At 63.6% G+C, this 24,349-nt stretch carries 30 protein-coding genes, 1 tRNA gene and 1 pseudogene; 17 read left to right on the top strand and 15 right to left on the bottom strand.

The genetic code is table 11. The features are described from left to right. Positions 1 to 60: 60 nt before the first annotated feature. A complete protein-coding gene (gene cobT, locus ACMHLQ_RS19860; RefSeq protein WP_415402407.1) occupies positions 61 to 1,068 on the bottom strand; it encodes a nicotinate-nucleotide--dimethylbenzimidazole phosphoribosyltransferase in 1,008 nt (335 codons plus the stop codon). A 70-nt stretch (positions 1,069 to 1,138) separates the two neighbouring features. Here cobT and ACMHLQ_RS19855 point away from each other — a divergent pair, with 70 nt between their 5' ends. Further along, the gene (locus ACMHLQ_RS19855; RefSeq protein WP_415402406.1) at positions 1,139 to 1,708 is read left to right on the top strand and encodes an adenosylcobinamide-GDP ribazoletransferase; all 570 of its coding nucleotides are present in this window, start codon (positions 1,139 to 1,141) and stop codon (positions 1,706 to 1,708) included. A 17-nt stretch (positions 1,709 to 1,725) separates the two neighbouring features. Further along, positions 1,726 to 1,899 carry an adenosylcobinamide-GDP ribazoletransferase gene (locus ACMHLQ_RS19850; protein WP_415402405.1) on the top strand — a complete coding sequence of 58 codons (174 nt, stop codon included), beginning with the start codon at positions 1,726 to 1,728 and terminating at the stop codon, positions 1,897 to 1,899. Between the two features lie 54 nt (positions 1,900 to 1,953). On the opposite strand, the gene ACMHLQ_RS19845 is transcribed toward ACMHLQ_RS19850, so the two are convergent. The 5 genes and pseudogenes from ACMHLQ_RS19845 to ACMHLQ_RS19825 all read right to left on the bottom strand — a co-directional run bounded on the left by ACMHLQ_RS19845 (position 1,954) and on the right by ACMHLQ_RS19825 (position 7,023). Then, on the bottom strand, positions 1,954 to 2,466 hold the full coding sequence (locus ACMHLQ_RS19845; RefSeq protein WP_415402404.1) for a CarD family transcriptional regulator: 513 nt from the start codon (positions 2,464 to 2,466) through the stop codon (positions 1,954 to 1,956). Positions 2,467 to 2,767: 301 nt separating this feature from the next. Next, positions 2,768 to 3,103, bottom strand: coding sequence for a ferredoxin FdxA (gene fdxA, locus ACMHLQ_RS19840; protein ID WP_339952852.1), 336 nt, complete (start codon positions 3,101 to 3,103; stop codon positions 2,768 to 2,770). 52 nt (positions 3,104 to 3,155) lie between these two features. Beyond that, on the bottom strand, positions 3,156 to 3,542 hold the full coding sequence (locus ACMHLQ_RS19835) for an RNA-binding S4 domain-containing protein (protein WP_415402403.1): 387 nt from the start codon (positions 3,540 to 3,542) through the stop codon (positions 3,156 to 3,158). Beyond that, positions 3,543 to 6,446 (bottom strand): annotated as a pseudogene (locus ACMHLQ_RS19830) (helicase-related protein). Between the two features lie 19 nt (positions 6,447 to 6,465). Continuing rightward, a complete protein-coding gene (locus tag ACMHLQ_RS19825) occupies positions 6,466 to 7,023 on the bottom strand; it encodes a tetratricopeptide repeat protein (protein ID WP_415402402.1) in 558 nt (185 codons plus the stop codon). A gap of 74 nt (positions 7,024 to 7,097) precedes the next feature. On the opposite strand from ACMHLQ_RS19825, the gene ACMHLQ_RS19820 reads away from it, so the two are divergent. The 6 genes from ACMHLQ_RS19820 to ACMHLQ_RS19795 all read left to right on the top strand — a co-directional run bounded on the left by ACMHLQ_RS19820 (position 7,098) and on the right by ACMHLQ_RS19795 (position 13,788). Beyond that, a complete protein-coding gene (locus ACMHLQ_RS19820; protein ID WP_415402401.1) occupies positions 7,098 to 7,388 on the top strand; it encodes an SCP2 sterol-binding domain-containing protein in 291 nt (96 codons plus the stop codon). Beyond that, complete coding sequence (locus ACMHLQ_RS19815; protein WP_415402400.1) at positions 7,388 to 8,329, top strand: alpha/beta fold hydrolase; 942 nt, start codon at positions 7,388 to 7,390, stop codon at positions 8,327 to 8,329. Before ACMHLQ_RS19820 ends, ACMHLQ_RS19815 begins: the two co-directional genes overlap by 1 nt. Positions 8,330 to 8,379: 50 nt before the next feature. After that, entirely contained in the window at positions 8,380 to 9,378 is a 999-nt protein-coding gene (locus ACMHLQ_RS19810; RefSeq protein ID WP_415402399.1) for a ligase-associated DNA damage response exonuclease, read from the top strand. Continuing rightward, positions 9,375 to 10,967 carry an ATP-dependent DNA ligase gene (locus ACMHLQ_RS19805; RefSeq protein WP_415402398.1) on the top strand — a complete coding sequence of 531 codons (1,593 nt, stop codon included), beginning with the start codon at positions 9,375 to 9,377 and terminating at the stop codon, positions 10,965 to 10,967. Before ACMHLQ_RS19810 ends, ACMHLQ_RS19805 begins: the two co-directional genes overlap by 4 nt. 39 nt (positions 10,968 to 11,006) lie before the next feature. Continuing rightward, complete coding sequence (locus ACMHLQ_RS19800; protein ID WP_415405322.1) at positions 11,007 to 11,816, top strand: amidohydrolase family protein; 810 nt, start codon at positions 11,007 to 11,009, stop codon at positions 11,814 to 11,816. A 151-nt stretch (positions 11,817 to 11,967) separates the two neighbouring features. Further along, entirely contained in the window at positions 11,968 to 13,788 is a 1,821-nt protein-coding gene (locus ACMHLQ_RS19795) for a M3 family oligoendopeptidase (protein ID WP_415402397.1), read from the top strand. A 64-nt stretch (positions 13,789 to 13,852) separates the two neighbouring features. Here ACMHLQ_RS19795 and ACMHLQ_RS19790 read toward each other — a convergent pair whose 3' ends face one another. Together ACMHLQ_RS19790 and ACMHLQ_RS19785 are read right to left on the bottom strand one after the other, a co-directional pair. Then, the gene (locus ACMHLQ_RS19790) at positions 13,853 to 14,248 is read right to left on the bottom strand and encodes a hypothetical protein (RefSeq protein WP_415402396.1); all 396 of its coding nucleotides are present in this window, start codon (positions 14,246 to 14,248) and stop codon (positions 13,853 to 13,855) included. 8 nt (positions 14,249 to 14,256) lie between these two features. Next, on the bottom strand, positions 14,257 to 14,607 hold the full coding sequence (locus ACMHLQ_RS19785) for a VOC family protein (RefSeq protein ID WP_415402395.1): 351 nt from the start codon (positions 14,605 to 14,607) through the stop codon (positions 14,257 to 14,259). A gap of 92 nt (positions 14,608 to 14,699) precedes the next feature. Here ACMHLQ_RS19785 and ACMHLQ_RS19780 point away from each other — a divergent pair, with 92 nt between their 5' ends. Further along, positions 14,700 to 15,137 (top strand): winged helix-turn-helix transcriptional regulator, encoded by a 438-nt coding sequence (locus tag ACMHLQ_RS19780; RefSeq protein WP_415402394.1) that lies wholly within the window; start codon positions 14,700 to 14,702, stop codon positions 15,135 to 15,137. 34 nt (positions 15,138 to 15,171) lie between these two features. Here the strand turns inward: ACMHLQ_RS19780 and ACMHLQ_RS19775 are convergent, their stop codons facing one another. From ACMHLQ_RS19775 to ACMHLQ_RS19760, 4 genes are all read right to left on the bottom strand, one after another. Next, positions 15,172 to 15,441, bottom strand: a complete 270-nt coding sequence (locus ACMHLQ_RS19775; protein WP_415402393.1) for a DksA/TraR family C4-type zinc finger protein — start codon at positions 15,439 to 15,441, stop codon at positions 15,172 to 15,174. A 6-nt stretch (positions 15,442 to 15,447) separates the two neighbouring features. Beyond that, positions 15,448 to 16,443, bottom strand: a complete 996-nt coding sequence (locus ACMHLQ_RS19770; protein WP_415402392.1) for a Gfo/Idh/MocA family protein — start codon at positions 16,441 to 16,443, stop codon at positions 15,448 to 15,450. Positions 16,444 to 16,647: 204 nt separating this feature from the next. Next, a complete protein-coding gene (gene rpoH / locus ACMHLQ_RS19765; protein WP_415402391.1) occupies positions 16,648 to 17,544 on the bottom strand; it encodes an RNA polymerase sigma factor RpoH in 897 nt (298 codons plus the stop codon). A gap of 222 nt (positions 17,545 to 17,766) precedes the next feature. After that, on the bottom strand, positions 17,767 to 18,789 hold the full coding sequence (locus tag ACMHLQ_RS19760; RefSeq protein WP_415402390.1) for an RluA family pseudouridine synthase: 1,023 nt from the start codon (positions 18,787 to 18,789) through the stop codon (positions 17,767 to 17,769). Here ACMHLQ_RS19760 and ACMHLQ_RS19755 point away from each other — a divergent pair. Further along, positions 18,761 to 19,078: a DUF6476 family protein gene (locus ACMHLQ_RS19755; protein ID WP_415402389.1), complete on the top strand. Its 318-nt coding sequence runs from the start codon at positions 18,761 to 18,763 to the stop codon at positions 19,076 to 19,078. The genes ACMHLQ_RS19760 and ACMHLQ_RS19755 overlap by 29 nt on opposite strands. An 85-nt stretch (positions 19,079 to 19,163) precedes the next feature. On the opposite strand, the gene ACMHLQ_RS19750 is transcribed toward ACMHLQ_RS19755, so the two are convergent. After that, positions 19,164 to 19,240: transfer RNA gene (locus tag ACMHLQ_RS19750), tRNA-His, on the bottom strand. A gap of 44 nt (positions 19,241 to 19,284) precedes the next feature. Then, positions 19,285 to 19,767, bottom strand: a complete 483-nt coding sequence (locus tag ACMHLQ_RS19745) for a GNAT family N-acetyltransferase (RefSeq protein WP_415402388.1) — start codon at positions 19,765 to 19,767, stop codon at positions 19,285 to 19,287. Between the two features lie 81 nt (positions 19,768 to 19,848). On the opposite strand from ACMHLQ_RS19745, the gene ACMHLQ_RS19740 reads away from it, so the two are divergent. Beyond that, positions 19,849 to 20,037, top strand: coding sequence for a DUF6324 family protein (locus ACMHLQ_RS19740; RefSeq protein ID WP_415402387.1), 189 nt, complete (start codon positions 19,849 to 19,851; stop codon positions 20,035 to 20,037). Positions 20,038 to 20,059: 22 nt separating this feature from the next. Here the strand turns inward: ACMHLQ_RS19740 and ACMHLQ_RS19735 are convergent, their stop codons facing one another. Continuing rightward, a complete protein-coding gene (locus tag ACMHLQ_RS19735) occupies positions 20,060 to 20,518 on the bottom strand; it encodes an MmcB family DNA repair protein (RefSeq protein ID WP_415402386.1) in 459 nt (152 codons plus the stop codon). 104 nt (positions 20,519 to 20,622) lie between these two features. On the opposite strand from ACMHLQ_RS19735, the gene ACMHLQ_RS19730 reads away from it, so the two are divergent. The 6 genes from ACMHLQ_RS19730 to ACMHLQ_RS19705 all read left to right on the top strand — a co-directional run bounded on the left by ACMHLQ_RS19730 (position 20,623) and on the right by ACMHLQ_RS19705 (position 24,332). Further along, positions 20,623 to 21,906: a hypothetical protein gene (locus tag ACMHLQ_RS19730; protein ID WP_415402385.1), complete on the top strand. Its 1,284-nt coding sequence runs from the start codon at positions 20,623 to 20,625 to the stop codon at positions 21,904 to 21,906. Next, positions 21,903 to 22,658: a hypothetical protein gene (locus ACMHLQ_RS19725; RefSeq protein WP_415402384.1), complete on the top strand. Its 756-nt coding sequence runs from the start codon at positions 21,903 to 21,905 to the stop codon at positions 22,656 to 22,658. Before ACMHLQ_RS19730 ends, ACMHLQ_RS19725 begins: the two co-directional genes overlap by 4 nt. Positions 22,659 to 22,760: 102 nt before the next feature. Next, complete coding sequence (locus ACMHLQ_RS19720; RefSeq protein WP_415402383.1) at positions 22,761 to 23,171, top strand: cupin domain-containing protein; 411 nt, start codon at positions 22,761 to 22,763, stop codon at positions 23,169 to 23,171. After that, positions 23,168 to 23,488, top strand: a complete 321-nt coding sequence (locus tag ACMHLQ_RS19715; RefSeq protein WP_415402382.1) for an ArsR/SmtB family transcription factor — start codon at positions 23,168 to 23,170, stop codon at positions 23,486 to 23,488. The genes ACMHLQ_RS19720 and ACMHLQ_RS19715 overlap by 4 nt, the downstream gene beginning before the upstream one ends. After that, on the top strand, positions 23,485 to 23,904 hold the full coding sequence (locus tag ACMHLQ_RS19710) for an SRPBCC family protein (protein WP_415402381.1): 420 nt from the start codon (positions 23,485 to 23,487) through the stop codon (positions 23,902 to 23,904). Before ACMHLQ_RS19715 ends, ACMHLQ_RS19710 begins: the two co-directional genes overlap by 4 nt. Further along, positions 23,904 to 24,332 (top strand): hypothetical protein, encoded by a 429-nt coding sequence (locus tag ACMHLQ_RS19705; RefSeq protein ID WP_415402380.1) that lies wholly within the window; start codon positions 23,904 to 23,906, stop codon positions 24,330 to 24,332. The genes ACMHLQ_RS19710 and ACMHLQ_RS19705 overlap by 1 nt, the downstream gene beginning before the upstream one ends. Positions 24,333 to 24,349 lie beyond the last annotated feature (17 nt).

The raw sequence follows: 24,349 nt of genomic DNA, 5'->3' as shown, positions 1-24,349 counted from the left end.
TGGGTGGGCGCCTTTTGCGCAGCGCGCAAAACAGACCAGCCACCGGTCCAGTTTCAAAACTCAGCCGTCAGCCACCCCGGCCTCGGCAAAGGTCGCCATGCCGGAATGGCAGGCAATGGCCCCTTTCAGCACGCCAATCGCCAGCGCCGCCCCAGACCCCTCGCCCAGACGCAGCCCAAGGGACAACAGCGGCTCTTTCCCAAGGGCCTCCAGCATCCGCCCATGGGCCCCTTCCGCGCTCTGATGCCCGGCCAGAACATGATCCAGCGCCCCGCTTCGGGTCTTCTCAAGACAGGCAGCAGCGGCCGTACAGATGAACCCATCCATGAGCACCGGTATGCGCAAGGACCGCGCCCGCGCAATGGCCCCGGCCATGCCCGCCAACTCGCGCCCGCCCAGACGCATCAACACGTCCAGCCCGTCGCCCGCATCCGCATGACGGGCCAGCCCCTCCGCAACAACGTCCGTCTTTAGGGCAAGGGCCGCGCCCTCGACGCCCGTGCCTCGCCCGGTCCAGTCTGCCGCGTCCCCGCCAAACAGACGCGCCGCAATGGCCGCCGCCGAAGTGGTGTTGCCAATCCCCATCTCGCCGACCACCAGCAGATCGGCCTCATCGTCCACAGCGTCCCATCCGGCGCGCAGCGCGGCAACCACCTCGGCCTCCGTCATGGCCGGGCCCGCAGTAAAATCAGCCGTCGGCGTCTCAAGGTCCAACGCCACAACATCCATGCGTGCGCCAAAGGCCTTGGCCAATTGGTTGATCGCCGCACCACCATGTTCGAAATTGGCCACCATCTGCACAGTCACTTCGGGGGGAAAGGCCGACACGCCACGCGCCGCGACCCCGTGATTGCCCGCAAAGACAATCACCTGCGGGGCCTCCAGAGATGGGCGCGCATCGCCGCACCAGCTTGCATACCACTGCGCCAGATCTTCCAGACGGCCCAGCGCGCCGGGCGGCTTGGTCAATTGCGCGTTGCGCGCCGCCGCTCCCTCTGCCGCTGCGGTGTCAGGGCCGGGCATCTCCGCCATAAGCGCGCGCAGCGCATCCAATGTCCCAAAGCTCATAGCGTTCCCCTTGCCTGTTGCTTACACGCTCTTTACCCATTGCGAATTCAGCCGCAAGTCAGGACCGGACATGGGACAGAATGAAACCGACATGGGTCTGCGCACCCGCCTGTGGGACGTTCCCGCAGCACTTGTGCTGCTGACACGCCTGCCCCTGCCCGCCCTGCCCGATCACGCCTTTGCCCATGGCGCGCGCGCGGTCTGGGCCTACCCGCTGGTCGGTCTGGTCGTTGGGCTGATCGCGTGCGGGATTGCCGCCGTCGCAACAGCGCTGGGACTGCCCGCCATGATCGTTGCGGGCCTCAGCCTCGCCACTCTGGTCCTGCTCACCGGCGCCATGCACGAAGACGGGTTGGCCGACACCGCCGACGGGCTCTGGGGCGGCCACGACAGGGACCGACGCCTCGAGATCATGAAGGACAGCCGGATGGGCGCTTACGGCGTGCTTGCGCTGATCGTGGTGATGGGACTGCGCTGGCTGGGACTGACCGAGGTCACGTGGACCGGATTGATCACCGCCGCCGTGGTGTCGCGGGCGATGATGCCACCGCTGATGCTGGCCCTGCCCCATGCACGCATGTCCGGCCTGTCCCACAGCGTCGGCGCACCTGCGGTGGGCAGCGTCGTGGCGGGGGGCTGATCGCGACGATCCTCGCCGTGCTGTGTGCGGGTGGGGCGGGGCTGGTCGCGGTGCTTGTCGCCGCTGGCATGGCACTGGCTGTGGGCGCACTGGCCCGGGCCAAGATCGGCGGGCAGACTGGGGACATCCTGGGGACGGTGCAGATCACCACGGAAATCGCGGTGCTGCTGACACTCGTCGCCGCGCAATAAAAAAACGTGCCCCCGCAGGGACACGTCTGATTTCAACAGCTTACGCTTTCAGCTTTACGCAGCAACGCGGCTTGTCAGCACGTCGCCCACTTCCTTGGCCGCTGCGATCTCGTCACCGCCGGATACGGCGGCCACTTCGCGCGTCAGACGCTCAAGGGCCGCTTCATACAGCTGACGCTCCGAATAGCTCTGCTCGCGCTGATCGTCTGTGCGGTGCAGATCGCGCACCACTTCGGCGATGGCGATCAGGTCGCCCGAGTTGATCTTCTGCTCGTATTCCTGCGCCCGGCGCGACCACATCGCGCGTTTGACCTTGGCCTTGCCCTTGAGCGTCTTCATCGCATGGGCAATCACATCGGGGCTCGACAGGGCGCGCATGCCAATATCGGTGGCCTTGTTGGTGGGCACGCGCAGCGTCATCTTGTCCTTTTCGAACGAGATCACGAACAGCTCCAGCGAAATTCCGGCCACTTCCTGGCTCTCGATCGAGATGATCTGGCCCACGCCATGCGCGGGGTAGACCACAAATTCGTTGGGGCGAAAGTCGAGTTTCTTTGATTTTGTCATTCTTGATCCTCATGAGACACGCCGCGTGCCAGCCTATTTGACAGTCAAAACCGCATCAGGCGGGGCACGCGATGCCACGTCTAGCTGCGGTTGGTGTCAAAGATTTCAGGTGCCCGCCAAGTGCAGAGGCGGGACGGGTCAGCATCCGTATGTCAGTTGTTTCATCAACATATCACAAAAAACCGGGATTCGAAAGCTGACCTAAGGGAAACTTTCGAATCCCCGTGAATTATCAAGCCATTACGTCTCGATTTATCGCCCCCCGAACGCCGCGTTGCAGCGTCAAAAAGCGATTCGCTTCTCAGCCGCCCTCGCCGGGCGCTTCCGAGAACAGCTCCATCTTGCCCTCTTTGCCATCCATCTCCTCTGCCGTGGGCAGCGGGTCTTTCTTGGTGATGATGACGGGCCACATCTCGGAATACTTCCGATTGAACTCCACCCATTTTTCCATGTCCGGCTCGGTATCGGGGCGGATGGCATCGGCGGGGCACTCGGGTTCGCACACGCCGCAGTCGATACACTCGTCAGGATGGATCACCAGCATGTTTTCGCCTTCGTAAAAGCAGTCCACTGGACAGACTTCGACGCAGTCGGTGTATTTGCAGGCGATGCAGGAATCGTTGACGATGTAGGTCATGCGGGCGCTCGTGTGCTCAGGTTCAGCGGTTTAGGTAAATGAGTGTGACGTATCATTCAAGATGGCGGGCGCGGGAAAGATCGCCCTGCCGCCTGTCTCGTTTGGTGGGACGTCCTTTTCCTTCAAACTTCGGATTATCCGGAACGGGCGTTTCTTTTGGCGGCGGTGGCGGGGACATATCGGTATAAAGTGCCTGCGCCTCGGGGGCCGGACCGCGCCGTGTGCCCACGGCAACCACCTCGACAATGCGCACCACACGCCCTTGTGAAAAGGTCAGCACATCACCTGCGCTGATGGTCGTGGCCCGCTTGGTCACCCGTTCGCCGTTCACCCGGACATCCCCGGCCGCAACCCGTGTCGCGGCAAGCGACCGTGTCTTGAAAAAGCGCGCAAACCACAGCCACTTGTCGAGCCGCAGTTTGCCCGCGTCCTCCGCCACTTATTTGCTGTCCTTCAACCCCATGAGGGCTGCAGCAAAGGGGTTGTCGGGGTCGATGGCCTTTTCCTTCTTGGGCGGGCGGGCCGAGAAGTTCTGGGACTTGTTGCCGCCGCCGCCGTCACGGCGCGGGCCTTTGCCCTTGCCCTTGGGTTTGCCACCCGGCGCGCCCTGTTTGCCACGGGGTTTGCCACCCTGCTGTGGACGCCGCGTGTTGGCGCTGCGCCCCCATGTGAAGGTGTAGAAGACTTCGGTTTCCGGGCCTGCGACGGCGTCGTCCGGGGCGGTGCCGGTTTCTGTTTCGGCATCGCTGGTTTCGGGGATGGCGGCGGCCACCTCCGGCGTCTCTGCCGCTTCGGCGATGACAGGCGCCTGGCCTGCATCCGCGATGTCCTCGGTCCCTGCCGGAACGTCTGCCGCAGCGGGCGTTTCCGTTGCAGCCGTCGGCACCTCGGCCTGCGCGGCATCCATCACGGGCGTGTCGGTCGCATCCGCAGTGGCATCCGTCGTCACCACCGCATCCGTTGCCTTGACCTTCTCGCGCTCGCCCTTTTCGGCCTTGTAGCCAAGCCCTTCCATCAGCCCGGCAAACTGTTCCAGCGTCATGCCCGTGATCGACAGCATATCGGCCTTGGCCTCGAACCCGCCGCGCGAGATCCTCGGCCCGCAGCATGTCGGCCAGACGTTCCAGCATGTCGATGCGGATCGCCCGTTCGCCTGCGTTGCGGTAACCGGACATGGTGTCCGCCCCATCGGGGCCACCCGTCATGGCCGGGATGGTCACGAGGCCGGGGGCGGGGATTCGGGGAATTCGGCCAACCCTTTGGACAGCGACCACAGCACGAGGCGCAACCGTGTCGGCGCGGGTTTCAGCAGGAGCGGCATAAAGATGGTGAACTGGCCGAACCGGATGCCGTGCTTGCGCAGCGCACCGCGCGCGTCCTGATCCAGCGCCTTGACATCATCAGCAACCGAGGCGCGCGGCAGCACGCCCATCGCCTCGACCATCTGAAAGGCAAAGCCCTTGGCCAGACCGCTCAGCGCCTCGTCCCGCTGCATCGCGACCAGCGGCTCGAACAGGGCGGCGACCTTGCGGTCGATGAAATGCTGCAAGCGGCGCTGCACTTTCTGCGCAACCTCGGGGCCAGCCACATCGTCCACGAACACATCGACACCCGGTTTCAGCGGATCCTGCCCCGCCACCAGCTTGCCAACGGCAGAGGCGCCCCACATGAGGCCCCCCTGTTCGGTAAAATCAATCTCGGTGTCAGGCGCGTTATAGAACCGATCCGCGCGCAGGTGGAAATGCGGCGCGAGCGCCTGCAGCGCGGCCGTCTTGATCGTCTTGGCCTCGGCCGCCCCTGCCCCCTTGTCCTGAGAGAACCGGAACCCGTCCAACTTGCCGACGAACTCGCCTTCGACAGTCACTTCACCTGCGTCATTTACTTCGGCCACCATGGCCTCCTTCTGGCCTAGCCGGCGCAACAACACGGATGTGCGCCGGTCTACAAATCTTTGCGTCAGTTTCGCGTGTAACGCGTCTGACAAGCGGTCTTCTACATGGCGGGTCTCGCCGCGCCAATGGCTTTCGTCATCCACCCAGCCCTTGCGCTGTGCGACATAGGTCCATGTGCGGATAAACGCCAACCGTTTGCTGATGGCGTCGATATCGCCGTCCTGTCTGTCGATCCGCTTGATCTGACGGCCCATCCAGTCGTTGGGGATCGAGCCGCGTTCGTGCAGATATCGAAAGATAACGTCCAGAAGGCTGGAATGTTCCTGATGGCTGATGCCTCGGAAATCGGGCACGCGGCAGACGTCCCACAGCAGGCGCACCGAGGGCGCATTGGTACAGCGCGCCGTAACCTCGGCACTTTCGGCGAGGGATTTGAGCGCTTGCAGGTCGTCCGCCTCGCGCGCCTTGACCAGCACCTCATGATCGGGCGGCGCCTCGAGGCTGCGCACAAGGGCGTCGATGGTGCCGAATTGCAGCGCGTGATTGCGCCATTGCAACTTGGACAGCGGGGTAAAGCGGTGATCCATGATCGCCTGCGCCACACCGTCCTCCAGCGGACGCACGTCCCCCGTCACACCAAAGGTCCCGTCCTTTTGCCCCCGACCCGCGCGCCCTGCGATCTGCGCCAGTTCGTTGGGGGCCAGCGGGCGCATCCGCCGCCCGTCGAACTTGGACAGCGATGAAAACGCGACATGGTCGATATCGAGGTTCAGGCCCATGCCGATGGCATCCGTCGCAACAAGGAAATCAACCTCGCCGTTCTGGTACATGTCCACCTGCGCGTTGCGGGTGCGTGGGGACAGCGCGCCCATGACCACCGCCGCCCCGCCCTTTTGTCGGCGGATCAGTTCGGCAATGGCATAGACGTTGTCGACGGAAAAACCGACGATGGCCGACCGGGGTCGCATGCGCGACACCTTCTTCTGACCCGAATAGACCAGCTGCGACATCCGCTCGCGGCGCATATAGGTGGCCTCGGGCACCAGCGCCCCGATAGGGCCGCGCATCGTGTCGGCCCCCAGAAACAGCGTTTCGTGCAGGCCACGGGCACGCAGCAGGCGGTCGGTGAACACATGGCCCCGCTCGGGGTCGGCGCAGAGCTGGATTTCGTCCACGGCTAGGAAATCGACGCCCATGCCTTCGGGCATCGCCTCGACCGTGCAGACCCAGTACTGCGTGCGCGGCGGCACGATCCGTTCTTCGCCGGTGACAAGGGCCACGACCGACGGGCCGCGCAAGGCGACGATGCGGTCATAGACCTCGCGCGCCAGCAGGCGCAGCGGCAGGCCGATCACCCCTGTGCGGTGGCCCAGCATACGTTCTATTGCGTAGGTGGTTTTGCCTGTGTTGGTGGGGCCGAGAACGGCCACCACCCGCGCGTCGCCCGACATGGGCTATCCCCCGGATTACTCAGAGCTCGCGGCCGATGCCCTTGGCTTTCAGCTGCTCCAGCGCCTTGGTGGCGTTTTCGTGGTTGGGATGCAAGTCGAGGACTTGCGCAAACGCCTTGCGGGCCCGGATAAAGTCGCCGAATTCCTGCAACATGACACCGAGACCAAAGATGGCGTTGTAATTGTCGGGGTTTAGAATCAGGGCGCGCTGCAAATCATCCAGCGCAGGGCCATAAAGGCCCTTCATGTAATAGGCGGTCGCACGCGCATGCCAGCCTTCGGCAAAGTCGGGGGCGTGGTCGGTGACGGCCGTCAGATGCTCGATCGCGACATCCACCTGCTCCTGCTCCATCGCCTCGCGGCCCCGGCGCAGCAACATATCAAGGGATGTAGAGCCCGATTGCGACCACTGCCGCTCGATCTCGCGCGTCAGACGCGCGGCCTCTGCCGCTTCGGCGCTGCGCAATGCGCCCAACATGTCCTCGACCGAGGATTGTGCATGTCCAGGTAAGGAATTCCCTACTGTCAGTAAAAGTGCCGTGACGACAGGGTAGAGTTTGCGGATACGAGTGCCCATACTTGTCAATGTAACAGGCCGAGCCGCAAATTCTAGATATTCGGCCAAGCCACAGACCAAAAAGGGCATCAAAGATGAGTGACACCGTGAACGAAGCCGTTGCCGTGCTGAACGAAAAGCTGGCTGGCGCTGATTTTTCCGGCACTGCCAAATTCGACATCGAAGGCGAAGGTGCCGTGATGATGGATTCCACCGGCGCGCGCGCTGCGGATGAGGGTGCGGATGTGACCCTGTCGGCAGATGTCGACACGTTCAAGGCGATCCTGTCGGGCGAGACGAACCCGACATCGGCCTTCATGACGGGCAAGCTCAAGGTCGATGGCGACATGGGCATGGCAATGAAACTGGCATCCGTTCTGGCCTGATGACCCTGACGGCTGCCCCTCTCTTTACCGATGTGAGCCCCGTTTCACTGGACGGGGCAGCCTATTGGACCAACGCTTCAGACGGCGTGCGGATACGCCTTGGCGTGTTCGAACCGGGCGCCACCAAGGGCACGGTCCTGCTGTTCCCGGGGCGCACCGAATACATCGAGAAATATGCGCCTGCTGCGGCCGATCTGGCCGCGCGCGGCTATGCAAGCCTCGTGGTGGACTGGCGCGGTCAGGGGCTGGCCGACCGTCTGCTGGATGATGCGCGCATCGGCCATGTGGACATCTTTGCCGACTATCAACTGGATGTCGCCGCCACGCTTGAGGCCGCCCGCGAACTGAACCTGCCCCAGCCCTACTACCTGCTGGCCCATTCCATGGGCGGCTGTATCGGTCTGCGATCGCTCTATGAGGGTCTGGATGTGGCCGCGGCGGCCTTTACCGGCCCGATGTGGGGCATCCGCATCTCGCCGCATCTGCGCCCGGTTGCGTGGGCCTTGGGGCGTGTCATGCCTGCCCTCGGCCAGGGGCACCGCCTGCCCCCCGGCACAATCCTTGATTCCTATGTGCTGACCGCCCCGTTCGAAGACAATCTGCTGACCTCGGACTTCGACATGTACGACATGATGCGCAAGCAGTTGAATGCGCATCCAGAACTGGCGCTTGGTGGCCCCAGCTTTGTCTGGCTGCGCGAGGCGCTGGACGAAACGCTGGCCCTGGCGCGCATGCCTGCGCCCGCAGTCCCGTGCGAGACGTTTCTGGGCACGAACGAGCGCATCGTGCATATCGGTCGGATCGAAAGCCGCATGGAAAGCTGGCAAAACGGCACCCTGCACCTGATGCAGGGCGGCGAGCATGAGGTGCTGATGGAGGGCGAGACGACCCGCGCCGACATCTTTGACACCATCGCCCAGGGCTTTGCCGCAGCCGCCTGAGGCGCACACACTCTCTGGCATCATCGCGCCCGCATGCTAGGTTCGCCTGCATGAGCGCGCTGACCTTTACCCCATCCGGCATTTATTGCCCCGCAGGCGATTTCTATATCGACCCCTGGCGGCCTGTGGCCCGCGCCCTGATCACCCACGGCCACGCCGATCACGCGCGCCCCGGCATGGGCGCGTATCTCGCCACCGACATGGCGGCCCCCGTGATCCGCCACCGGCTGGGCGACATTGCACTGGACACCATCGCCTATGGCGAGACCCGCCAGATCGGGGGCGCGCGCGTGTCCTTTCACCCGGCGGGCCATGTCCCCGGCTCGGCCCAGATCAGGGTCGAGGTCGCAGGCGAGGTCTGGGTCGCATCCGGTGACTACAAGGTGGTCGATGACGGGCTGTCGACCCCGTTCGAGCCGGTCAAATGCCACCACTTCATCACCGAAAGCACCTTTGGTCTCCCCGTCTTTCGCTGGCAGGATCAGGCCGTTGTGGCCGAACAGATCAACGCCTGGTGGGCGGGCTGCGCGGCCGCGGGCAAGACCGCGTTTCTGGGGGCCTATGCCTTGGGCAAGGCGCAGCGCCTGTTGTCGATGCTGAACCCCGATATTGGCCCCATCCTGACCCACACCGCCGTCGAGAACACCAATGCCGTGATCCGCGCGCAAGGCATCGCGCTGCCCGACACGGTATTGGCCGGGCCCGACCTCGTGCCCAAGGATCACCCCGGTGCGCTGGTGCTGGCGCCGCCCTCCGCCCTCGGCTCCGCCTGGGCACGCAAGTTCGGGGCGCAGGAAACCGCCTTTGCCAGCGGCTGGATGGCGGTGCGCGGCATCCGGCGGCGCCGTGCGGGCGACCGTGGCTTTGTCATATCGGATCACGCGGACTGGACCGGCCTGCTGGATGCAATCAAGGCCACAGGCGCTGAAAACATATACGTCACGCATGGTTACACGGACATCTTTGCGCGTTACCTGAACGAATCCGGCTGGTCCGCGCAGGTGGTTCCAACCGAATTTGGCGGGGACGAGGCGGAGGACGCGGCATGAAGGACTTTGCCGCCCTGTTCACCGCCATCGACCAGTCGACCAAGACCACGGCCAAGGTCGCAGCCCTGTCCGCCTATTTCGAAGCGGCCCCGGAAACCGACCGCATCTGGACCATCGCCCTGTTTTCGGGCCGCCGCCCCAAGCGGGCCGTGACCACCACGCGCCTGCGTGAATGGGCCGCCGAACTGGCCGACATCCCCCTGTGGCTGTTCGAGGAAGCCTATCCGATCGTCGGCGATCTGGCCGAGACCATTGCCCTGGTCCTTCCCCCGCCCGCCAGCACATCGGATCACGGTTTGTCGCATTGGATCAACATGTTGCGCGGCCTCTCTGATGTGGAAGAATCCGTGCGCAAGGACGCCGTGCTCGCGGCGTGGAACACGCTCGACCCCACGCAGCGCTTCCTGTTCAACAAGCTGCTGACGGGCGGGTTTCGCATCGGCATCTCGCAAAAGCTGATGACCCGCGCGCTGGCCCGCGCCACCGGGCGGGACGAGGCCGAGATGGCGCACCGCCTGATGGGCGACTGGGACCCCGCGACAACCACCTGGACCGCGCTGATCGAAGACGACGATCCGGAGGCAAACGCCGCGCGGCCCTATCCTTTCTACCTGGCCTACGCACTCGAAGGAGATCCGGAAAACCTCGATAATCCAAAGGATTGGCAAGCGGAGTGGAAGTGGGATGGCATCCGCGGGCAACTGATTGTCCGGGGCGGCGCGCACTATGTCTGGTCGCGCGGCGAAGAGTTAATGACCGACCGCTTTCCCGAACTCGCCCGCGCGCGCGACTTCATCCCCGATGGCACGGTGCTGGACGGAGAGCTGCTGGTCTGGGGCGACGACGCCCCGCAAAACTTCAACGCCCTGCAAAAGCGGATCGGGCGCAAGACGGTGCCCAAAAAGCTGTTGAGCGAAGCGCCGGTGATCCTTTACGCCTACGATCTGCTCGAATCGGACGGGGTTGATATCCGGCAAGAACCGCTTGAGAAACGGCGCGCAACCCTTGAAGAACTCTGTAAAACCCTGCCCACAGACGCCCCTGTGAAACTGTCCCCAACAGTGCCTTTCGACAGTTGGGACATGCTTGGCACGCTGCGATCCGGTGCCCGCGACAGCCAGGCCGAGGGGCTGATGCTGAAACGGCGCGCCAGCCCATACCTCACCGGGCGCAAGAAGGGGGGCTGGTGGAAATGGAAGCTGGACCCGCTGACCATTGATGCCGTGATGATCTATGCCCAATCCGGCCACGGACGACGCGCCAACCTGTTCACCGACTTCACCTTTGCGGTGTGGAACGGCAATGACCTTGTGCCGTTTACCAAGGCCTATTCGGGCCTTACGGATGCCGAATTCCGCCAGATCACCGCCTGGGTCAAAAAGAACACGCTGCAACGTTTTGGCCCGGTGCGGCAGGTGACCCCCGAACACGTGTTCGAAATCGCGTTCGAGGGCATTCAGGCCTCGCCCCGACACAAATCCGGGGTCGCCTTGCGCTTTCCCCGGATGGCCCGCTGGCGGCAGGACAAGCCGGTGCAAGAGGCCAACAGCCTTGAGGATTTGAACGAGATGCTTGCGATCTATGGATAGTGCCCAGCCCCCTTTCCCGCCACTGCACCCGCCGAGGCCCTGCCGTCAGGCGCATGGGACGCACATGTCCATCTGCTGGGCGGCCCGCAGCACCCGCTGTCGCCCACCCGCGCGGAAAACCCCGCGCCAGGGCACGATTTCGACGATTGGCTCGCGCTCTACCGCGCGCATCTTGATGCGCTGGGGTGCAGCAAGGGGCTGATCGTGCACTCGATCCTCTATGGCACCGACAATTCCGTGACGCTTGAGGCGGTGCAGGCCATGGGGGCAGGGTTCAAAGGGGTCGGGCTCCTGCCCGATGGGGCCGATGCGGCGGCGGTCAAACACTTCGCCGACAACAACGTCGTGGCGGTCCGGCTCAACTATGTGCACGGCGGTGTCCTCACTTGGGACGGGGCCAAGGCGATGGCACCCGCGCTCGCGGATCACGGCATGCATATCCAGATGCTGCTGCATGCAGACAGGCATATCGAAGGCCTTGCCGCCGATATCCGCGCCCTGCCCGTGCCGCTGGTGATCGACCATTGCGGCTGGCCCACCGACCTTGCCACGGACACGCCCGCCATCGACACGCTCTGCGCCCTGCTGGCAGAGGGGCATATCCACATCAAACTGTCCGCCCCCTACCGGCTGAGCGACGACATCGCTCGGGTGGCGCCGCTGATGCGCGGTTTGATCGATGCCAATTCCGATCACTGCCTGTGGGGCTCGGACTGGCCGCACATCATGCTGAACGGCGCGCAGATGCCCCGCGCGGCCGCACTGGCCGACCAGCTGTCATCGCTCACCAGCCCCGAAGAACGGCAAAAGATCCATGTCGACACGCCCAACCGCCTGTTTGATCCCTGATCTTCTTCTGACCGGAAATACCGCTGGAGGTCTGGGTGGGGTCTGGAGAGCTGGCCCTCCCACACATCGCCGCCGGGCACCGGCATCGCCCCTCTTGCCCCCACCCGCACAGCCCCATACCTATGGCCTCAACGCATTCAAAAGGTGATCCATGTTCCAACTGCCCTTCCCCGTCCGCGACGCCAACGCCTCCGCCCAGGGAGAGCCACTGGGCGACCTGCCGGAATGGAATCTCGATGACCTCTACACGGGCGAGGACGCGCCAGAACTCAAACGCGATCTGGACTGGCTGGAACAGGCCTGCACCAGCTTTGCGACCGATTACGAGGGCAAGCTGGACACGCTTGACCCCAAGGGCCTGCTGGACTGCATCCAACGCCAGGAACGCATCAACCAGGTCGCAGGGCGCGTCATGTCCTTTGCGGGGCTGCGCTATTACCAGCTGACCACGGATGCGGACCGGGCCAAGTTCATGTCCGATTGCCAGGAAAAGATCACCAACTTCACCACGCCGCTGGTGTTCTTCACGCTCGAACTGAACCGGCTGGAGGATGACCATCTTGGCAACGCGATGGACGCCAATGCCGATCTGGCGCGCTACAAGCCCGTGTTCGACCGCATCCGCGCGATGAAGCCCTACCAGTTGAGCGACGAGTTGGAGAAATTCCTGCACGATCTCGGCGTTGTCGGCGACGCGTGGGAGCGGTTGTTTGACGAGACAATTGCAGGCCTCGAATTCCAGATCGACGGCGAGCCGCTGAACATCGAAGGCACGCTGAACCTGCTGACCGACCCCGACCGGAAAAAGCGCGAGACGGCGGCCCGCGAGTTGGCCGAGGTGTTTTCCAGCAACATCAAAACCTTCGCCCGTGTGCACAACACCCAGAGCAAGGAAAAGGAAATCATCGACCGCTGGCGCGGCATGCCCACGGCCCAGACCGGACGCCACCTGTCCAACCAGGTCGAACCCGAGGTGGTCGAGGCGCTGCGCAATGCCGTGGTTGCCGCCTATCCCAAACTCAGCCACCGCTATTACGAGCTCAAGCGCAAATGGCTGGGGCTGGAAAAGATGCAGGTCTGGGACCGCAACGCGCCCTTGCCCATGGAAGACCCGCGTATCGTCAATTGGCACGAGGCCGAAAAGACGGTGATGGACGCCTACAACGCCTTTGATCCCCGAATGGGCGAACTGGCGCAGCCGTTCTTCAAACGCGGCTGGATCGATGCAGGCGTGAAGCCGGGCAAGGCGCCGGGCGCCTTCGCCCATCCCACGGTGACGGACGTGCACCCATACGTGATGCTGAACTACCTCGGCAAACCGCGCGATGTGATGACGCTGGCCCACGAACTCGGCCACGGCGTGCACCAGTTGCTGGCCGCCGGTCAGGGCGAGATGCTGTCCTCAACCCCGCTCACGCTGGCCGAAACAGCCTCCGTGTTCGGCGAGATGCTGACCTTCCGCAAGATGCTGGACGGGGCCGAGAACCCGGCCCAGCGCAAGGTCATGCTGGCGGGCAAGGTCGAGGATATGATCAACACGGTCGTGCGTCAGATCGCCTTTTATGATTTTGAGTGCAAACTGCACGAGGCGCGCCGGGGCGGAGAGCTGACGCCCGAAGACATCAACGCACTGTGGATGTCGGTGCAGGCCGAATCCCTCGGCCCGGCCTTCGAATTCATGGACGGATATGAGACATTCTGGGCCTACATCCCGCATTTCGTCCACTCGCCGTTCTACGTTTACGCCTATGCCTTTGGCGACGGCCTCGTGAACGCGCTTTACTCGGTCTATGCCGACGGGGCAGACGGGTTCGAGGACAAGTATTTCGACATGCTCAAGGCCGGTGGGTCCAAGCACCACAAAGAGCTGTTGGCGCCCTTCGGCCTCGATGCCTCGGATCCCAAGTTCTGGGACAAGGGGCTGAGCATGATTTCCGGCTTCATCGACGAACTGGAGGCGATGGAGGGCTGAGGCCCGCCTGTCTTTGCAAGACAGCCTCAAGCGGCGACTGCACCGCTTGAGGCGCGCGCCTCAGCTATGCGCGGCGATAGATCAGCCCCAGCGCCACTGCGAACAGGCCGAACTGCACCGCCAGGTACACTGTTTCCAGCGCGATGAACGCAGCCGCGCCCGGCACGTTCTGCTTGGCGACCAACGCCAGAACATGGGATGTCCAGAAAAACAGGCCCATGAGGCCCGCAAACTGAAAGGCGCGGGCGAACCCGGCCGCGCCCGTGTGAAACAGTGGGTAGATCACCGAAAGGGCCACCCCCTGGATCACGATGGATGCAAACCCTGCGGCAATGTTCGGCGCGCCGGAAAAGTATCCGAATGCGGCATACATGTCCTTCAACGGGCCGAGATGCCACAGGAAGGCCAGTGGAAACACGATGACAACGTAGGACAGCGCAGAGATCAAGCGTTTCAACATGTCGGGCCCTACATGCCAGCCGCGCGCTTCCACAAGGCCAGTGGCGCGCCGCCCGGATCACGAACAAAGCTGGCATCGCCAGCAGGCCCTTTCAGGTTCTCCGCTATGACGTCCGCGCCATGCGCGCGCGCATTCGCAACAGCCTCTGCCAGGTCCTCGACCTCAAGATATGGCACCCAGCCCGCAACACCGTCCATCGCGTCGGTTGTCCCGGCAAACGGCCTGTCCTGCCCGTCCGCCGTCAGGAATGTCAGCGGCCCGATGTCCTGGGGCGCCCAGCCAAAAGCATTGTGCAGAAAGTCGGTGGTCGCAGAGCGCTGTGCACCGACATTGTCGAACCAAACGAAGGGAGAAGGCATGTGCTGATTCCTCTTTTATTTTGCAAGTGGATATTGCTTACGGATTTTGCTTGCATATTGCAAGGCAAACATCCGCACCCTATGTTTCGCGCATGACCAAGACCCTTGAATGGCATGGATGTCCGACCCGCTATGCCGCTGGCATGTTCGGCGACAAATGGTGTTTCCTGATCCTCAGAGACGTGCTGCTGCACGGAAAACGCACCTACAGCGACTTCCTCGCCTCGCCCGAAGGGATTTCCACGAATATCCTCGCGAACCGTTTGTCGCGGCTCGAGGCTGCTGCGATGCTGGACAGGCAGGTCGATCCCCGCAAGGCCAGCAGAGTCTGCTATTTCCCGACACGCAAGGCGCGGGATGTCCTGCCCGCCCTGATCAGCATGATGGTGTGGTCCACGATCTATGATGAAAGGACCGAGGCTCCACCGTCCTTTGCCGCCGCCTACGCGCGCGACCCGCAGGGCACGATTGCGTGGTACGAGGCTGAAATCGACCGGGTGGATGCCAGTATTCTGGGCGAGGTCGACTGACACATCGCAGCGACCGGCGCCGTTCGAGCGGGCTTTACTTCAACTGACTGTCCTTGGACCCCCGCCGATTGATCCCGCCGCGGGTCTTGAAGGCGGCATCGCGCTCTTCCACACAGTCAATACACAGTTTGACACCAGGCAGGGCGGCGCGGCGGGCCTCGGGGATCGGCTCTTCGCATTCGGCGCAATGGGTCAGGCTGTCGCCCACGGGCGCGCGCCGTGCTTTCATCCGGGCCAGTTCATCCGAAATCGACGCCTCGATCTGGTCTGACACCGCCCCGTCCTTTGCCCATCCACCTGCCATGGCCTGCTACTCCGCTGCTTTTGCAAACACCGCGTCGATCACCTCTTGGGTGCCGCGCGCATCCTCAAGCGTCCAGGGATAGGGCGCGCCGTCCTGCACATGCGCGACAAAGGCCTCGACCTGCAACACATAGTGATCCACCCCGGGAAACCGCTCTTCGGTCACACTCGCGCCGCCCATGTTGCGACCATGCACGTTGCTGTGCAACTCAAGCCGCGCCGTGGCGAACCGCGCCGGGTTGAACGGGGCGGTCAGTTTCAAAACGCCGTCCGAGCCGACAAATGTCATCTCTTGCACCGGATGCATCCGCATCGAATTGACCCAATGCGCCGAGAAAGACGGGAAGCAAGCCGAGACGCGGGCCAGCACATCAACCCCGTTTTCGAAATCGACATCGGCATGGGTGATCGCAACAGGCTCCTGCCCCGTCAGCCAGCGCGTCGCGCCATAGGTATAGACCCCGATATCCGGAATGCCGCCCCCGCCCGTGTCCGGCTTGTTGCGCACATTGCCCGGATCGCCCGAATTGTCATAGCCGAACAATCCCTCGACATGGAGAAGTTGGCCAATTGCCCCCTCCTCATACAGGGCCTTGGCGCGTTGCCACTGCGGGTGGTGGACGATCATGTAGGCTTCGGTCGCGAAACACCCCGAGGCGGTGCGCGCCTCGATCAATTGGGCATACTCACTTGCGGCCATCGCCATCGGCTTTTCGCACAGCACGTGCTTGCCCGCCGCCAGGGCCTTGAGCGACCATTCCAAATGCAGGTGATTGGGCAGCGGGATATAGACCGCGTCAATCTCCGGATCGGCCAGCAGGTCGTCATAGCTGTCATGTACCTTCAGGCCCGGCGCAAAGGCGGCAAAGGGCTCGGCCTTGGCCGGGTTGGAGGTGGCAAGTGCTGCCAGCACCGCGCCCTTGGCCGCATGAATGGCCGGCGCCATATCCGCCCGCGCAAATGCACTGGCCCCCAGAACACCCCATCGCATCGGTTCCGCCATTGCACGTCTCCCACATTGTCGTTTGCGCTACCATAGCGCGCCCTGAGCAGGCCACAAGCGCAGGTCTGCGGCCGGTCACTTAGAGGGTGCAGATTCTGCGTCATCTGCCGTCAGCACCTTTGCCACACCGCGCCTGACGTCACTTGCGGACATGAAAAAGCCCCGCCGAAACAGCAGGGCTTTCGTGATGTTCGCGCTTCAAGCTCAGGCCGTGGCCATCAGCCCCTTGGCTTTCGCAATCTCGCGCATCTTCTTTTGCAGCTTTTCAAAGGCGCGCACCTCGATCTGGCGGATACGCTCGCGGCTGACACCGTATTGCGCCGACAAATCCTCGAGCGTGACAACCTGATCGGCTAGACGGCGCTGGGTCAGGATGTCCTTTTCCCGCTCGTTCAGCACATCTAGCGCCTCCGACAGCATCTCGCGGCGCACTTCCAACTCGTCGCGCGCCTCGTAATCTGCTGCCTGGTCGGCATCCTCGTCCTCAAGCCAGTCTTGCCACTGCATGGTCCCTTCGCCTTCGGACCCGACGGTCGCGTTCAGCGACGCATCGCCCCCCGACAGGCGGCGGTTCATCGACACGACTTCGGCCTCGGTCACACCCAGATCGGTCGCGATACGGGCCACGTTTTCCGGGCGCAGATCGCCCTCTTCCAGCGCACCAATCTTGTTCTTGGCCTTACGCAGGTTGAAAAACAGCTTTTTCTGAGCGGACGTCGTACCCAGTTTCACCAGGCTCCACGAACGCAGGATATATTCCTGGATCGAGGCGCGAATCCACCACATCGCATAGGTGGCGAGGCGGAAGCCCTTTTCCGGGTCAAACCGTTTGACGGCCTGCATCAGGCCCACATTGGCCTCGGAAATCACTTCGGCCTGGGGCAGCCCATAGCCGCGATAGCCCATGGCGATCTTGGCCGCCAGACGCAGGTGGCTGGTGACCATCTGGTGCGCGGCTTCGGTGTCCTGCTCTTCGACCCAGCGCTTGGCCAGCATGTATTCCTGTTCCGGCTCAAGCAGCGGGAACTTGCGGATTTCCTGCATATAGCGGTTCAGACCGCCTTCCGGTGTGGGTGCGGGCAGATTTGCGTAATTGGCCATGATGTCCCTCCTTGATCCCTTCAAACTCTATATGTTTAAAGGCTTAACATTCCATATGGGACGGCGATCGCCTTCCTTCAAGAGGTTGGTGTCGTCGCGGGGTGTAATTTGACATGCGGGGCGAGGAATGTGCAGTCCCAAGACTGTGAACTCACGCGCATGTGCTGTTCGTTTCAAGAGACGGTGAAAGATTGGCAAATCGACCGTGCGCAGCCGGGAAAATCAGCCCAAAACAGCCAAAAGTGTTTCAAAATCCGCCGGTAGCGGCGCCTCGAAGCGCATGTTTTCGCCGGTCACAGGGTGCTGAAACCCCAACACGGCGGCATGAAGCGCCTGCCGATCAAAGCCTGCAACCGCCGCAGCCGCCGCATCGCTCAGCGCACCGCGCGCCAGTTTGCGCCGCCCGCCATAGGTCGGATCGCCCACCAACCCGTGGCCCGCATGGGCCATATGCACGCGAATCTGATGCGTGCGCCCGGTTTCCAGCCAGCATTCCACCTGCGCCAACACCGCAGGCGTGCCATAACGCGCCACGACCCGTGCGCGCGTCACCGCATGCCGCCCGCCGTGAAACAGCACCGCCTGACGCTGCCGGTCGGTCTTGTGGCGCGCCAACTGCGTCGTCAGCTTGAGCACATTGCCCGGCTCGAAATTCGTCCCCTTCACGCCCCGCAGGCGCGGATCGTTGGCATCGGGCACGCCGTAAACCAGCGCGCGGTAATACCGCTCGACCGTGTGGGCAGCAAACTGTGCGGCCAGCCCATGGTGGGCGACGTCCGACTTGGCCACGACCAGCAAACCGCTGGTGTCCTTGTCGATGCGATGCACGATACCGGGGCGCTTCATGCCCCCCACACCCGACAGGTCGTCACCGCAATGATGCATCAGCGCATTCACCAACGTGCCCGAGGGCGATCCGGGTGCGGGATGCACCACCATGTCCGCAGGCTTGTTGACCACGATCAGATCGGCGTCCTCGAACACCACGTCCAGCGGGATGTCTTCGGGCAGGATATGGCTCTCTTCGGCCTCGGCCACCGCAACCTCGATCACCGCGCCGGTCTGCACCTTGGCCTTGGGATCGGTCGCCACAACACCGTCCACCGACACGGCACCATCCGCAATCAGACGGGCCAGGCGGGTGCGCGACAGCGCCGCGCCCTCTGGCACGTCCCGCGCGATCGCCTTATCAAGACGGGACGGCGGCGCGGCGCCAATGACAAAGGACAAACGGTTGGACGACATAGACACCCCTATCGAACCGGCAAACCTGCGGTTCCTGCGCCGGTTGGTGACGGTGTTGACCGCCATCATGATTTTCGGCGTTCTAACGGTGATCGCCCTGCTTGTCATCCGCCTGAATGGGGACCCGGCTCCGCTGCCCCTGCCCGAACAGGTCACGCTGCCCGATGGGGCGACGGCGACCGCCTTTACCATCGGGTCCGACTGGTTCGGTGTCGTCACGGAAAACGACGAAATCCTGATCTTTGATCAGGTCACAGGCACGCTGCGGCAAACGATTACGCTGGACTAAGGGTCGGCGGGTGGGCGCCTTTTGCGCCGGTCAGGCGCAAAACAGTGCACGCGCCGGCCATCCAAAACACATCCATGATGAAGGGTGGTACCACCTCCCCGGCTCGAACGGGGGACCTCCTGATCCACAATCAGGCGCTCTAACCTACTGAGCTAAGGCGGCACTGGCGATGCAAATACTCTCCACGTGCGCCGATTGCAAGACCGTCAGAACCGATAAACCCAGGTCTGCTCCACCAAATCCTGCCCAAAGGAATGCACTGGCTCATACGCCGTCAGGGTCCAACCGGTGCGCGCATAAAGGGCACAGGCCGCGCGGTGGCTTTCATGGGTCCACAGCTGCATGCCGACATAGCCCGCATCCCGCGCAAATCCCATGCATCGCTCCAGCAGCATGCGCCCCGCACCCTGCCCCCGCGCCTCCGGCACCAACAGGAAAAGGCGCAACTTGGCCGTGCTCTCGTCCAGCCGAACACAAAAGATCGAGCCCAGCCGCTGCCCCGCCCGCTCCGCAATCCAGCCCCGCTCGCAGGCCGGATCATGATCGGCGTTGAATGCCTCGAGAATATCGCGCACCAGCGGGCCGAACGTATCGTCAAACCCTTCGTCGCGTGCGTATTGAACACCGTGCTGTTCAACCAGCCAATCGGTGTCTTCGGGGCGGAATTGGCGCAGGCTCACAGTGTCCATGGCACTCACCTTGCAGCCCTTTGCCTTGCCTTTCAAGCCCGCAGCGGCTAGCAGACTGCGCAACGCAGCCGGAGGCGACCCATGGGTATCAACAGCGAACGCGACATCGAAGCCAACCTCCAGATCGGACCCACCGATCAGGGCATGGTCCGCATCTACATCGAAGCCAAAGGCGTTGAAATCCCTATGGATTTCGACCCCGAAGAGGCCGAGGAAATTGCCGATGAAATCCGCGCTGCCGCCAAAGCCGCAGGCGCGATGAAACGCTAGGTCAGACCGCAGATATCTCGGCCTACCAGCCCAGCCCGGCACCCGGATCGCGCAAGCAATGCAAGCGGCGCGCCGCGTGGGTGGCAAAGGTCTGCACCATCACCTTGCGCCGGGCCGGGGCCAGCTTGTCCTCGGGGCCCATGCGGATGATCTCGGCGTCATAGGCATCCGCAATGATCAACCCGCTGTCCTCGGGCAGCAGATCGACGGGAAAATCGCCATCCACCGCCCAGAAAAACCGGTCGCACCACTCAAGGTAGCCCGCCCACTTACCGTCCGACATGAAATCCGCGCGGCTCGACTTGCACTCGATCACCCAAATCTCGCCCTTCGGGCTCAGCGCCATCACATCCACGCGCAGCCCGCGCGTCGGCACCAGTTCCTCGACCGTGACCATGCCGAGACTCGCGAGGTGGCGCGCCACACCGCGCGCCAGCAATTGGCCGGGCATCAGCGTGGTCGGATCAGGTGCGGTTTGCATGAGTGCAGAATATGAACAAAAGATGAACAAACGCAAGCCCCCCGCGCCCCTTGGCGTTATAGGCCTGCGCGCATAGGTTAACGCCATCCAAACGGGGGACCGACATGACCAACGACACCCGCCTGAGCGACGCGCAAGCCCGCGGTGTGCGCTACGCCCGCGAGCTTGAGGGGCATCTGGGCTGGCTCGATACGTTTTCGGGCACCGCCTTGGGGGTTCTGGCCACGGCGTCGGGCATCTACACCTATCTCGGCGTGTCCTCCCTGCTCGATGAAAACGGGGCGATGTCTGTCTTTGCCGCGATTGCGTACTCGGTGGCCGTGTCTGTCGGCATCTTTGTCTTCTGGTCCTACATGATGCGCCTGTTTCCGGCGGTGCGCTCGGCGCAGGCGCGGATCGGGCTGATCATGGCCATGGGGGCCGGATCGCTGGCCATCGTTGCGATGTCCTCCTGGCTCAACGCCGCCGCGCTGGCCGGATCGGCCGCCGTCGAACAGCACCTTGCCAAGACGGTGCAGGACTATCAGAACAGCCTCGAACGCGCGCATGAGGTTGCCCTCACGGGTCAGTCGCTGGAACGCGACGTGGCCCGCGTGCGCCAGTCGTTCGAGGATCTCTCCGAACAAGAGGCCGCAGGCGCTCTCTCGGGCCTTGCCGGGCGCGGCGCCGTCTTTCGCGTGCTGCGCCAAAAGGCGGCAGAACTCTCGGGCCTCGAGGGTCAGATCAGCACCCAGACCCCGCTGGTCGAGGCCGCGTTCGCCGAGGGCAACGCCATCCTCAGCCGCATGCGCGCGCTCACGGTCGAACCCGGCCCGGTCGAGGCGCGCAGCGTCGAATTTTCCGAACAGGCCGTGCGGCTGGCCGGTCTGATCACCCAGATCCGGCAACTCTCCGTCGCCCCCCTTGTCGAGCGGGCGGCACAAGACCTCGCCGCCTCTGTCGTGCTGCCGGAACTCGACAGCCAGACCGAGGCCGGGCGCGTCGACCAGGCCGCCACCATCACCTCCGTGCTCGAGGTGCTGCAACAGCGCGCCGCCACGCTCGAACGCGCCGCGCAAGACGTGCAGGCCCTGCAACCGGCGCTCGACGTGACCTACACGCCCATTTCCTCCGCCGATGCCGTGATCCTTTATGCGCGCAACTTTGTCCCGTCCTGGGCGGGCGCCATCGCGATTGATCTGCTGCCTGCCGTCCTCGTCTTCATCCTCGCCATCACGCAATCGGCCATCCGGGGCGGGCGCGAAGGCGCAGCGGTCGAAGACACGTTGACCCTGGCCGAGCTGCGCGCCGCCCTTGCCGCCGTCAAGGACGTGGAAACCGCCATGCAGGACCATGACGCGCTCACCGCCCCCAAACCGCTGCCAACGCCCAAACAGGCCGCTGAATGAGCGAGACGCCGACCCCGCGTCGCGGCCCTGTCGCGCGCATCCTCATGGGCGTGCTGATCTTCCAACTGGGGATCGGCGGCTTGCTGATCCTTGGCGACATGCAAGGCCTGCGCCTGCCCAGCTTTGGCCCGGACGCCCCGCGCCTGACAGAACCCGTGCGCCCGGGCGATCAGCGCCGCACCTTTCGCCCCGACCGCGACCGCCCCGTGGTGCAGCCAGCCCGCGACCCCGGCGAATTGCCCGACCGGCTGGTCCTGACGCAAACAGATGCCAGCACCTACCGGCTCGAAGGGGGCATTCGCGCAGGCGACGCCGAACGGTTGGCGGACCTGATGGATCAGGCCGACCCGGCTCCCGAAACCCTGATCCTGCAGTCGCCCGGCGGTTCGGTGCAGGATGCGCTCGCACTCGGGCGTCACATCCGCGCCCAAGGTATCACCACACAGATGTTGTCGGGCGAATTCTGTTATTCCGCCTGCCCCTACCTGCTGGCGGCAGGGGCAAGCCGCGACATCGACCCGGACGCCTCTGTCGGCGTCCACCAACACTATTTCGGCGAAAACACCTTCCTGCCCGCCGCCTTCGCGGTCGAGGATATCCAGCGCGGCCAGGGCGAGGTCATGACCTACCTGGACGAGATGGGAATCGACCCGCTGGTGATGCAGCACGCACTGTCCACGCCACCGGATCAGATCTATGTGCTGCTGCCGGAAGAACTTGAAGAATACGGTTTTACATCGGCTTCTGAATAGGTTACGCGGCGCACCTCACCCATAAACAATACGGCTTGACATGATACCATAAGGTTTCACATATTAATGAAACCAAACGGTATCACATATCGGAGCCACCCCATGACACGCACCGCCCTTGCCCTGCTGCTGGCCTCTACACCAGCGCTTGCCGACCCCACGATCACATTGGCCCCCACCGACACGCTCGACTGGGAAACCACGGCCGAAGGGGTCGCATTTGCCCCCCTGTCCGGCGACCGCTGGAGCGAGGCCTATTTCGCCATGGTGCGCCTGCCCGCAGGCACAGCCAGCCCGCCCCATGTCAAATCCGCCGCGATGTACGGCGTGATGATCGAAGGCGAAATGACCCACACCGCCCTGGGCGAGGACGCAGGCACGATCATCGGGCCCGGTGGCTACTACCAGGTGCCCGCCGACCTGCCCCACATTTCCACCTGCGTCTCGGACACGCCCTGCGTGACGATGCTCTATCAGGACGGCGCATTCGACTTTGTTCCGGTGACGCCATGAGCGATCGCACCCAACACGCGTTCCGCGCTCTCGCCGACCCCACGCGGCGCAACATCCTGCGCATGCTCAGCCACGAGGAAATGACCATCGCCCAGGTGGCCGACCGTTTCGACATCACGCGCGCAGCAGTGAAAAAGCACCTGACCGTGCTCAGCGACGGCGGCCTCATCACGGTCGAGCCGCGCGGCCGCGAACGGGTCAACCAGATCAACCCCGCGGGCCTCGCCCCCGTGCTCTCCTGGTTCGAAGTCTTCGACCACTTCTGGGACGACCGCCTCGCCGCCCTCAAGACTGCCATTGAAAAGGACATCCAATGACCGACACGACCATCACCAAGACGATCTACCTCAAGGCACCGCGCCAGATGGTGTGGGATTACCTCACCCAGCCCAAACACCTGGCCAAGTGGTTCCACGCGCCAAAGGTGCCCATGGCCCAAGGCGAAAAGCTCGAGATGTTCGGCACGACCAGCGGCGATCTGTTGATCTGGGGCGAGGTAAAGACGGCGCGCGCGCCCGACTACCTCGAATACACCTTCACCGTCGGCCCGATGGGCGACGCGGTCAGCACCGTCAAATGGACGTTGCAGGATGTGCCCGGCGGCACCCAACTGTCGCTGGAACACGAGGGCCTGCCCCAGGGTGCCGAGGCCTTTGGCCTGACACTCTCGCTCGACAAGGGCTGGGACGATCACCTCATGCAGATGCGCACCCACATTCACGGGGACGCGTAATGGACTACTCCGCCTCCATCACCACGTCAGCGTCGCCCGAACGGGCGGCGCAGGCCATCGCGGGCGATCTGGAACAGTGGTGGTCCACCCGGATCGAGCGGTCGGCCAGCGGCTTCACCACACGGTTCAACAACAGCCACGCCACCTTTGCCTTTGATGCGCAGGACACGGCCCATCACCGTATCTGGACCTGCACCGACGCCCACATGATCATGGAGGATGTAGAGGATGCCGCCGAATGGGTCGGCACGCAGCTGATCTGGGACATCGCGCAAACCGAAACCGGCAGCACGGTCACCCTCACCCACAAGGGGCTCACACCCACCTTGCCCTGTTTCGACATCTGCAGGCGCGGCTGGGAGCATTTCTTTGAGGTCAGCCTGCGCGATCACCTGAACGGCGGCGCAGCACAGCCCAACACCACCTGAGGCTGCGGCATAACGTC

The sequence above is a fragment of the Tateyamaria algicola genome (assembly GCF_047715485.1).
In the GTDB taxonomy this organism is placed as follows: domain Bacteria; phylum Pseudomonadota; class Alphaproteobacteria; order Rhodobacterales; family Rhodobacteraceae; genus Tateyamaria.
The sequence above is the reverse complement of the archived record's forward strand: the minus strand, read 5'-3'. Positions and strand labels throughout refer to the sequence as shown.

Excerpts from the sequence above, each read along its gene's own strand:
- ACMHLQ_RS19735 (WP_415402386.1), bottom strand. The coding sequence starts at position 20,518 with ATGCAAACCGCACCTGATCCGACCACGCTGATGCCCGGCCAATTGCTG.
- ACMHLQ_RS19730 (WP_415402385.1), top strand. The coding sequence starts at position 20,623 with ATGACCAACGACACCCGCCTGAGCGACGCGCAAGCCCGCGGTGTGCGC.
- ACMHLQ_RS19810 (WP_415402399.1), top strand. The coding sequence starts at position 8,380 with ATGAGCGCGCTGACCTTTACCCCATCCGGCATTTATTGCCCCGCAGGC.
- ACMHLQ_RS19720 (WP_415402383.1), top strand. The coding sequence starts at position 22,761 with ATGACACGCACCGCCCTTGCCCTGCTGCTGGCCTCTACACCAGCGCTT.
- ACMHLQ_RS19760 (WP_415402390.1), bottom strand. The coding sequence starts at position 18,789 with ATGTCGTCCAACCGTTTGTCCTTTGTCATTGGCGCCGCGCCGCCGTCC.
- ACMHLQ_RS19820 (WP_415402401.1), top strand. The coding sequence starts at position 7,098 with ATGAGTGACACCGTGAACGAAGCCGTTGCCGTGCTGAACGAAAAGCTG.
- ACMHLQ_RS19815 (WP_415402400.1), top strand. The coding sequence starts at position 7,388 with ATGACCCTGACGGCTGCCCCTCTCTTTACCGATGTGAGCCCCGTTTCA.
- ACMHLQ_RS19805 (WP_415402398.1), top strand. The coding sequence starts at position 9,375 with ATGAAGGACTTTGCCGCCCTGTTCACCGCCATCGACCAGTCGACCAAG.
- ACMHLQ_RS19785 (WP_415402395.1), bottom strand. The coding sequence starts at position 14,607 with ATGCCTTCTCCCTTCGTTTGGTTCGACAATGTCGGTGCACAGCGCTCT.
- ACMHLQ_RS19745 (WP_415402388.1), bottom strand. The coding sequence starts at position 19,767 with ATGGACACTGTGAGCCTGCGCCAATTCCGCCCCGAAGACACCGATTGG.
- ACMHLQ_RS19775 (WP_415402393.1), bottom strand. The coding sequence starts at position 15,441 with ATGGCAGGTGGATGGGCAAAGGACGGGGCGGTGTCAGACCAGATCGAG.
- ACMHLQ_RS19710 (WP_415402381.1), top strand. The coding sequence starts at position 23,485 with ATGACCGACACGACCATCACCAAGACGATCTACCTCAAGGCACCGCGC.
- ACMHLQ_RS19845 (WP_415402404.1), bottom strand. The coding sequence starts at position 2,466 with ATGACAAAATCAAAGAAACTCGACTTTCGCCCCAACGAATTTGTGGTC.
- ACMHLQ_RS19780 (WP_415402394.1), top strand. The coding sequence starts at position 14,700 with ATGACCAAGACCCTTGAATGGCATGGATGTCCGACCCGCTATGCCGCT.
- ACMHLQ_RS19725 (WP_415402384.1), top strand. The coding sequence starts at position 21,903 with ATGAGCGAGACGCCGACCCCGCGTCGCGGCCCTGTCGCGCGCATCCTC.
- ACMHLQ_RS19795 (WP_415402397.1), top strand. The coding sequence starts at position 11,968 with ATGTTCCAACTGCCCTTCCCCGTCCGCGACGCCAACGCCTCCGCCCAG.
- ACMHLQ_RS19705 (WP_415402380.1), top strand. The coding sequence starts at position 23,904 with ATGGACTACTCCGCCTCCATCACCACGTCAGCGTCGCCCGAACGGGCG.
- rpoH (WP_415402391.1), bottom strand. The coding sequence starts at position 17,544 with ATGGCCAATTACGCAAATCTGCCCGCACCCACACCGGAAGGCGGTCTG.
- ACMHLQ_RS19790 (WP_415402396.1), bottom strand. The coding sequence starts at position 14,248 with ATGTTGAAACGCTTGATCTCTGCGCTGTCCTACGTTGTCATCGTGTTT.
- ACMHLQ_RS19825 (WP_415402402.1), bottom strand. The coding sequence starts at position 7,023 with ATGGGCACTCGTATCCGCAAACTCTACCCTGTCGTCACGGCACTTTTA.
- ACMHLQ_RS19740 (WP_415402387.1), top strand. The coding sequence starts at position 19,849 with ATGGGTATCAACAGCGAACGCGACATCGAAGCCAACCTCCAGATCGGA.
- fdxA (WP_339952852.1), bottom strand. The coding sequence starts at position 3,103 with ATGACCTACATCGTCAACGATTCCTGCATCGCCTGCAAATACACCGAC.
- ACMHLQ_RS19855 (WP_415402406.1), top strand. The coding sequence starts at position 1,139 with ATGGGACAGAATGAAACCGACATGGGTCTGCGCACCCGCCTGTGGGAC.
- ACMHLQ_RS19770 (WP_415402392.1), bottom strand. The coding sequence starts at position 16,443 with ATGGCGGAACCGATGCGATGGGGTGTTCTGGGGGCCAGTGCATTTGCG.
- ACMHLQ_RS19715 (WP_415402382.1), top strand. The coding sequence starts at position 23,168 with ATGAGCGATCGCACCCAACACGCGTTCCGCGCTCTCGCCGACCCCACG.
- cobT (WP_415402407.1), bottom strand. The coding sequence starts at position 1,068 with ATGAGCTTTGGGACATTGGATGCGCTGCGCGCGCTTATGGCGGAGATG.
- ACMHLQ_RS19755 (WP_415402389.1), top strand. The coding sequence starts at position 18,761 with ATGACAAAGGACAAACGGTTGGACGACATAGACACCCCTATCGAACCG.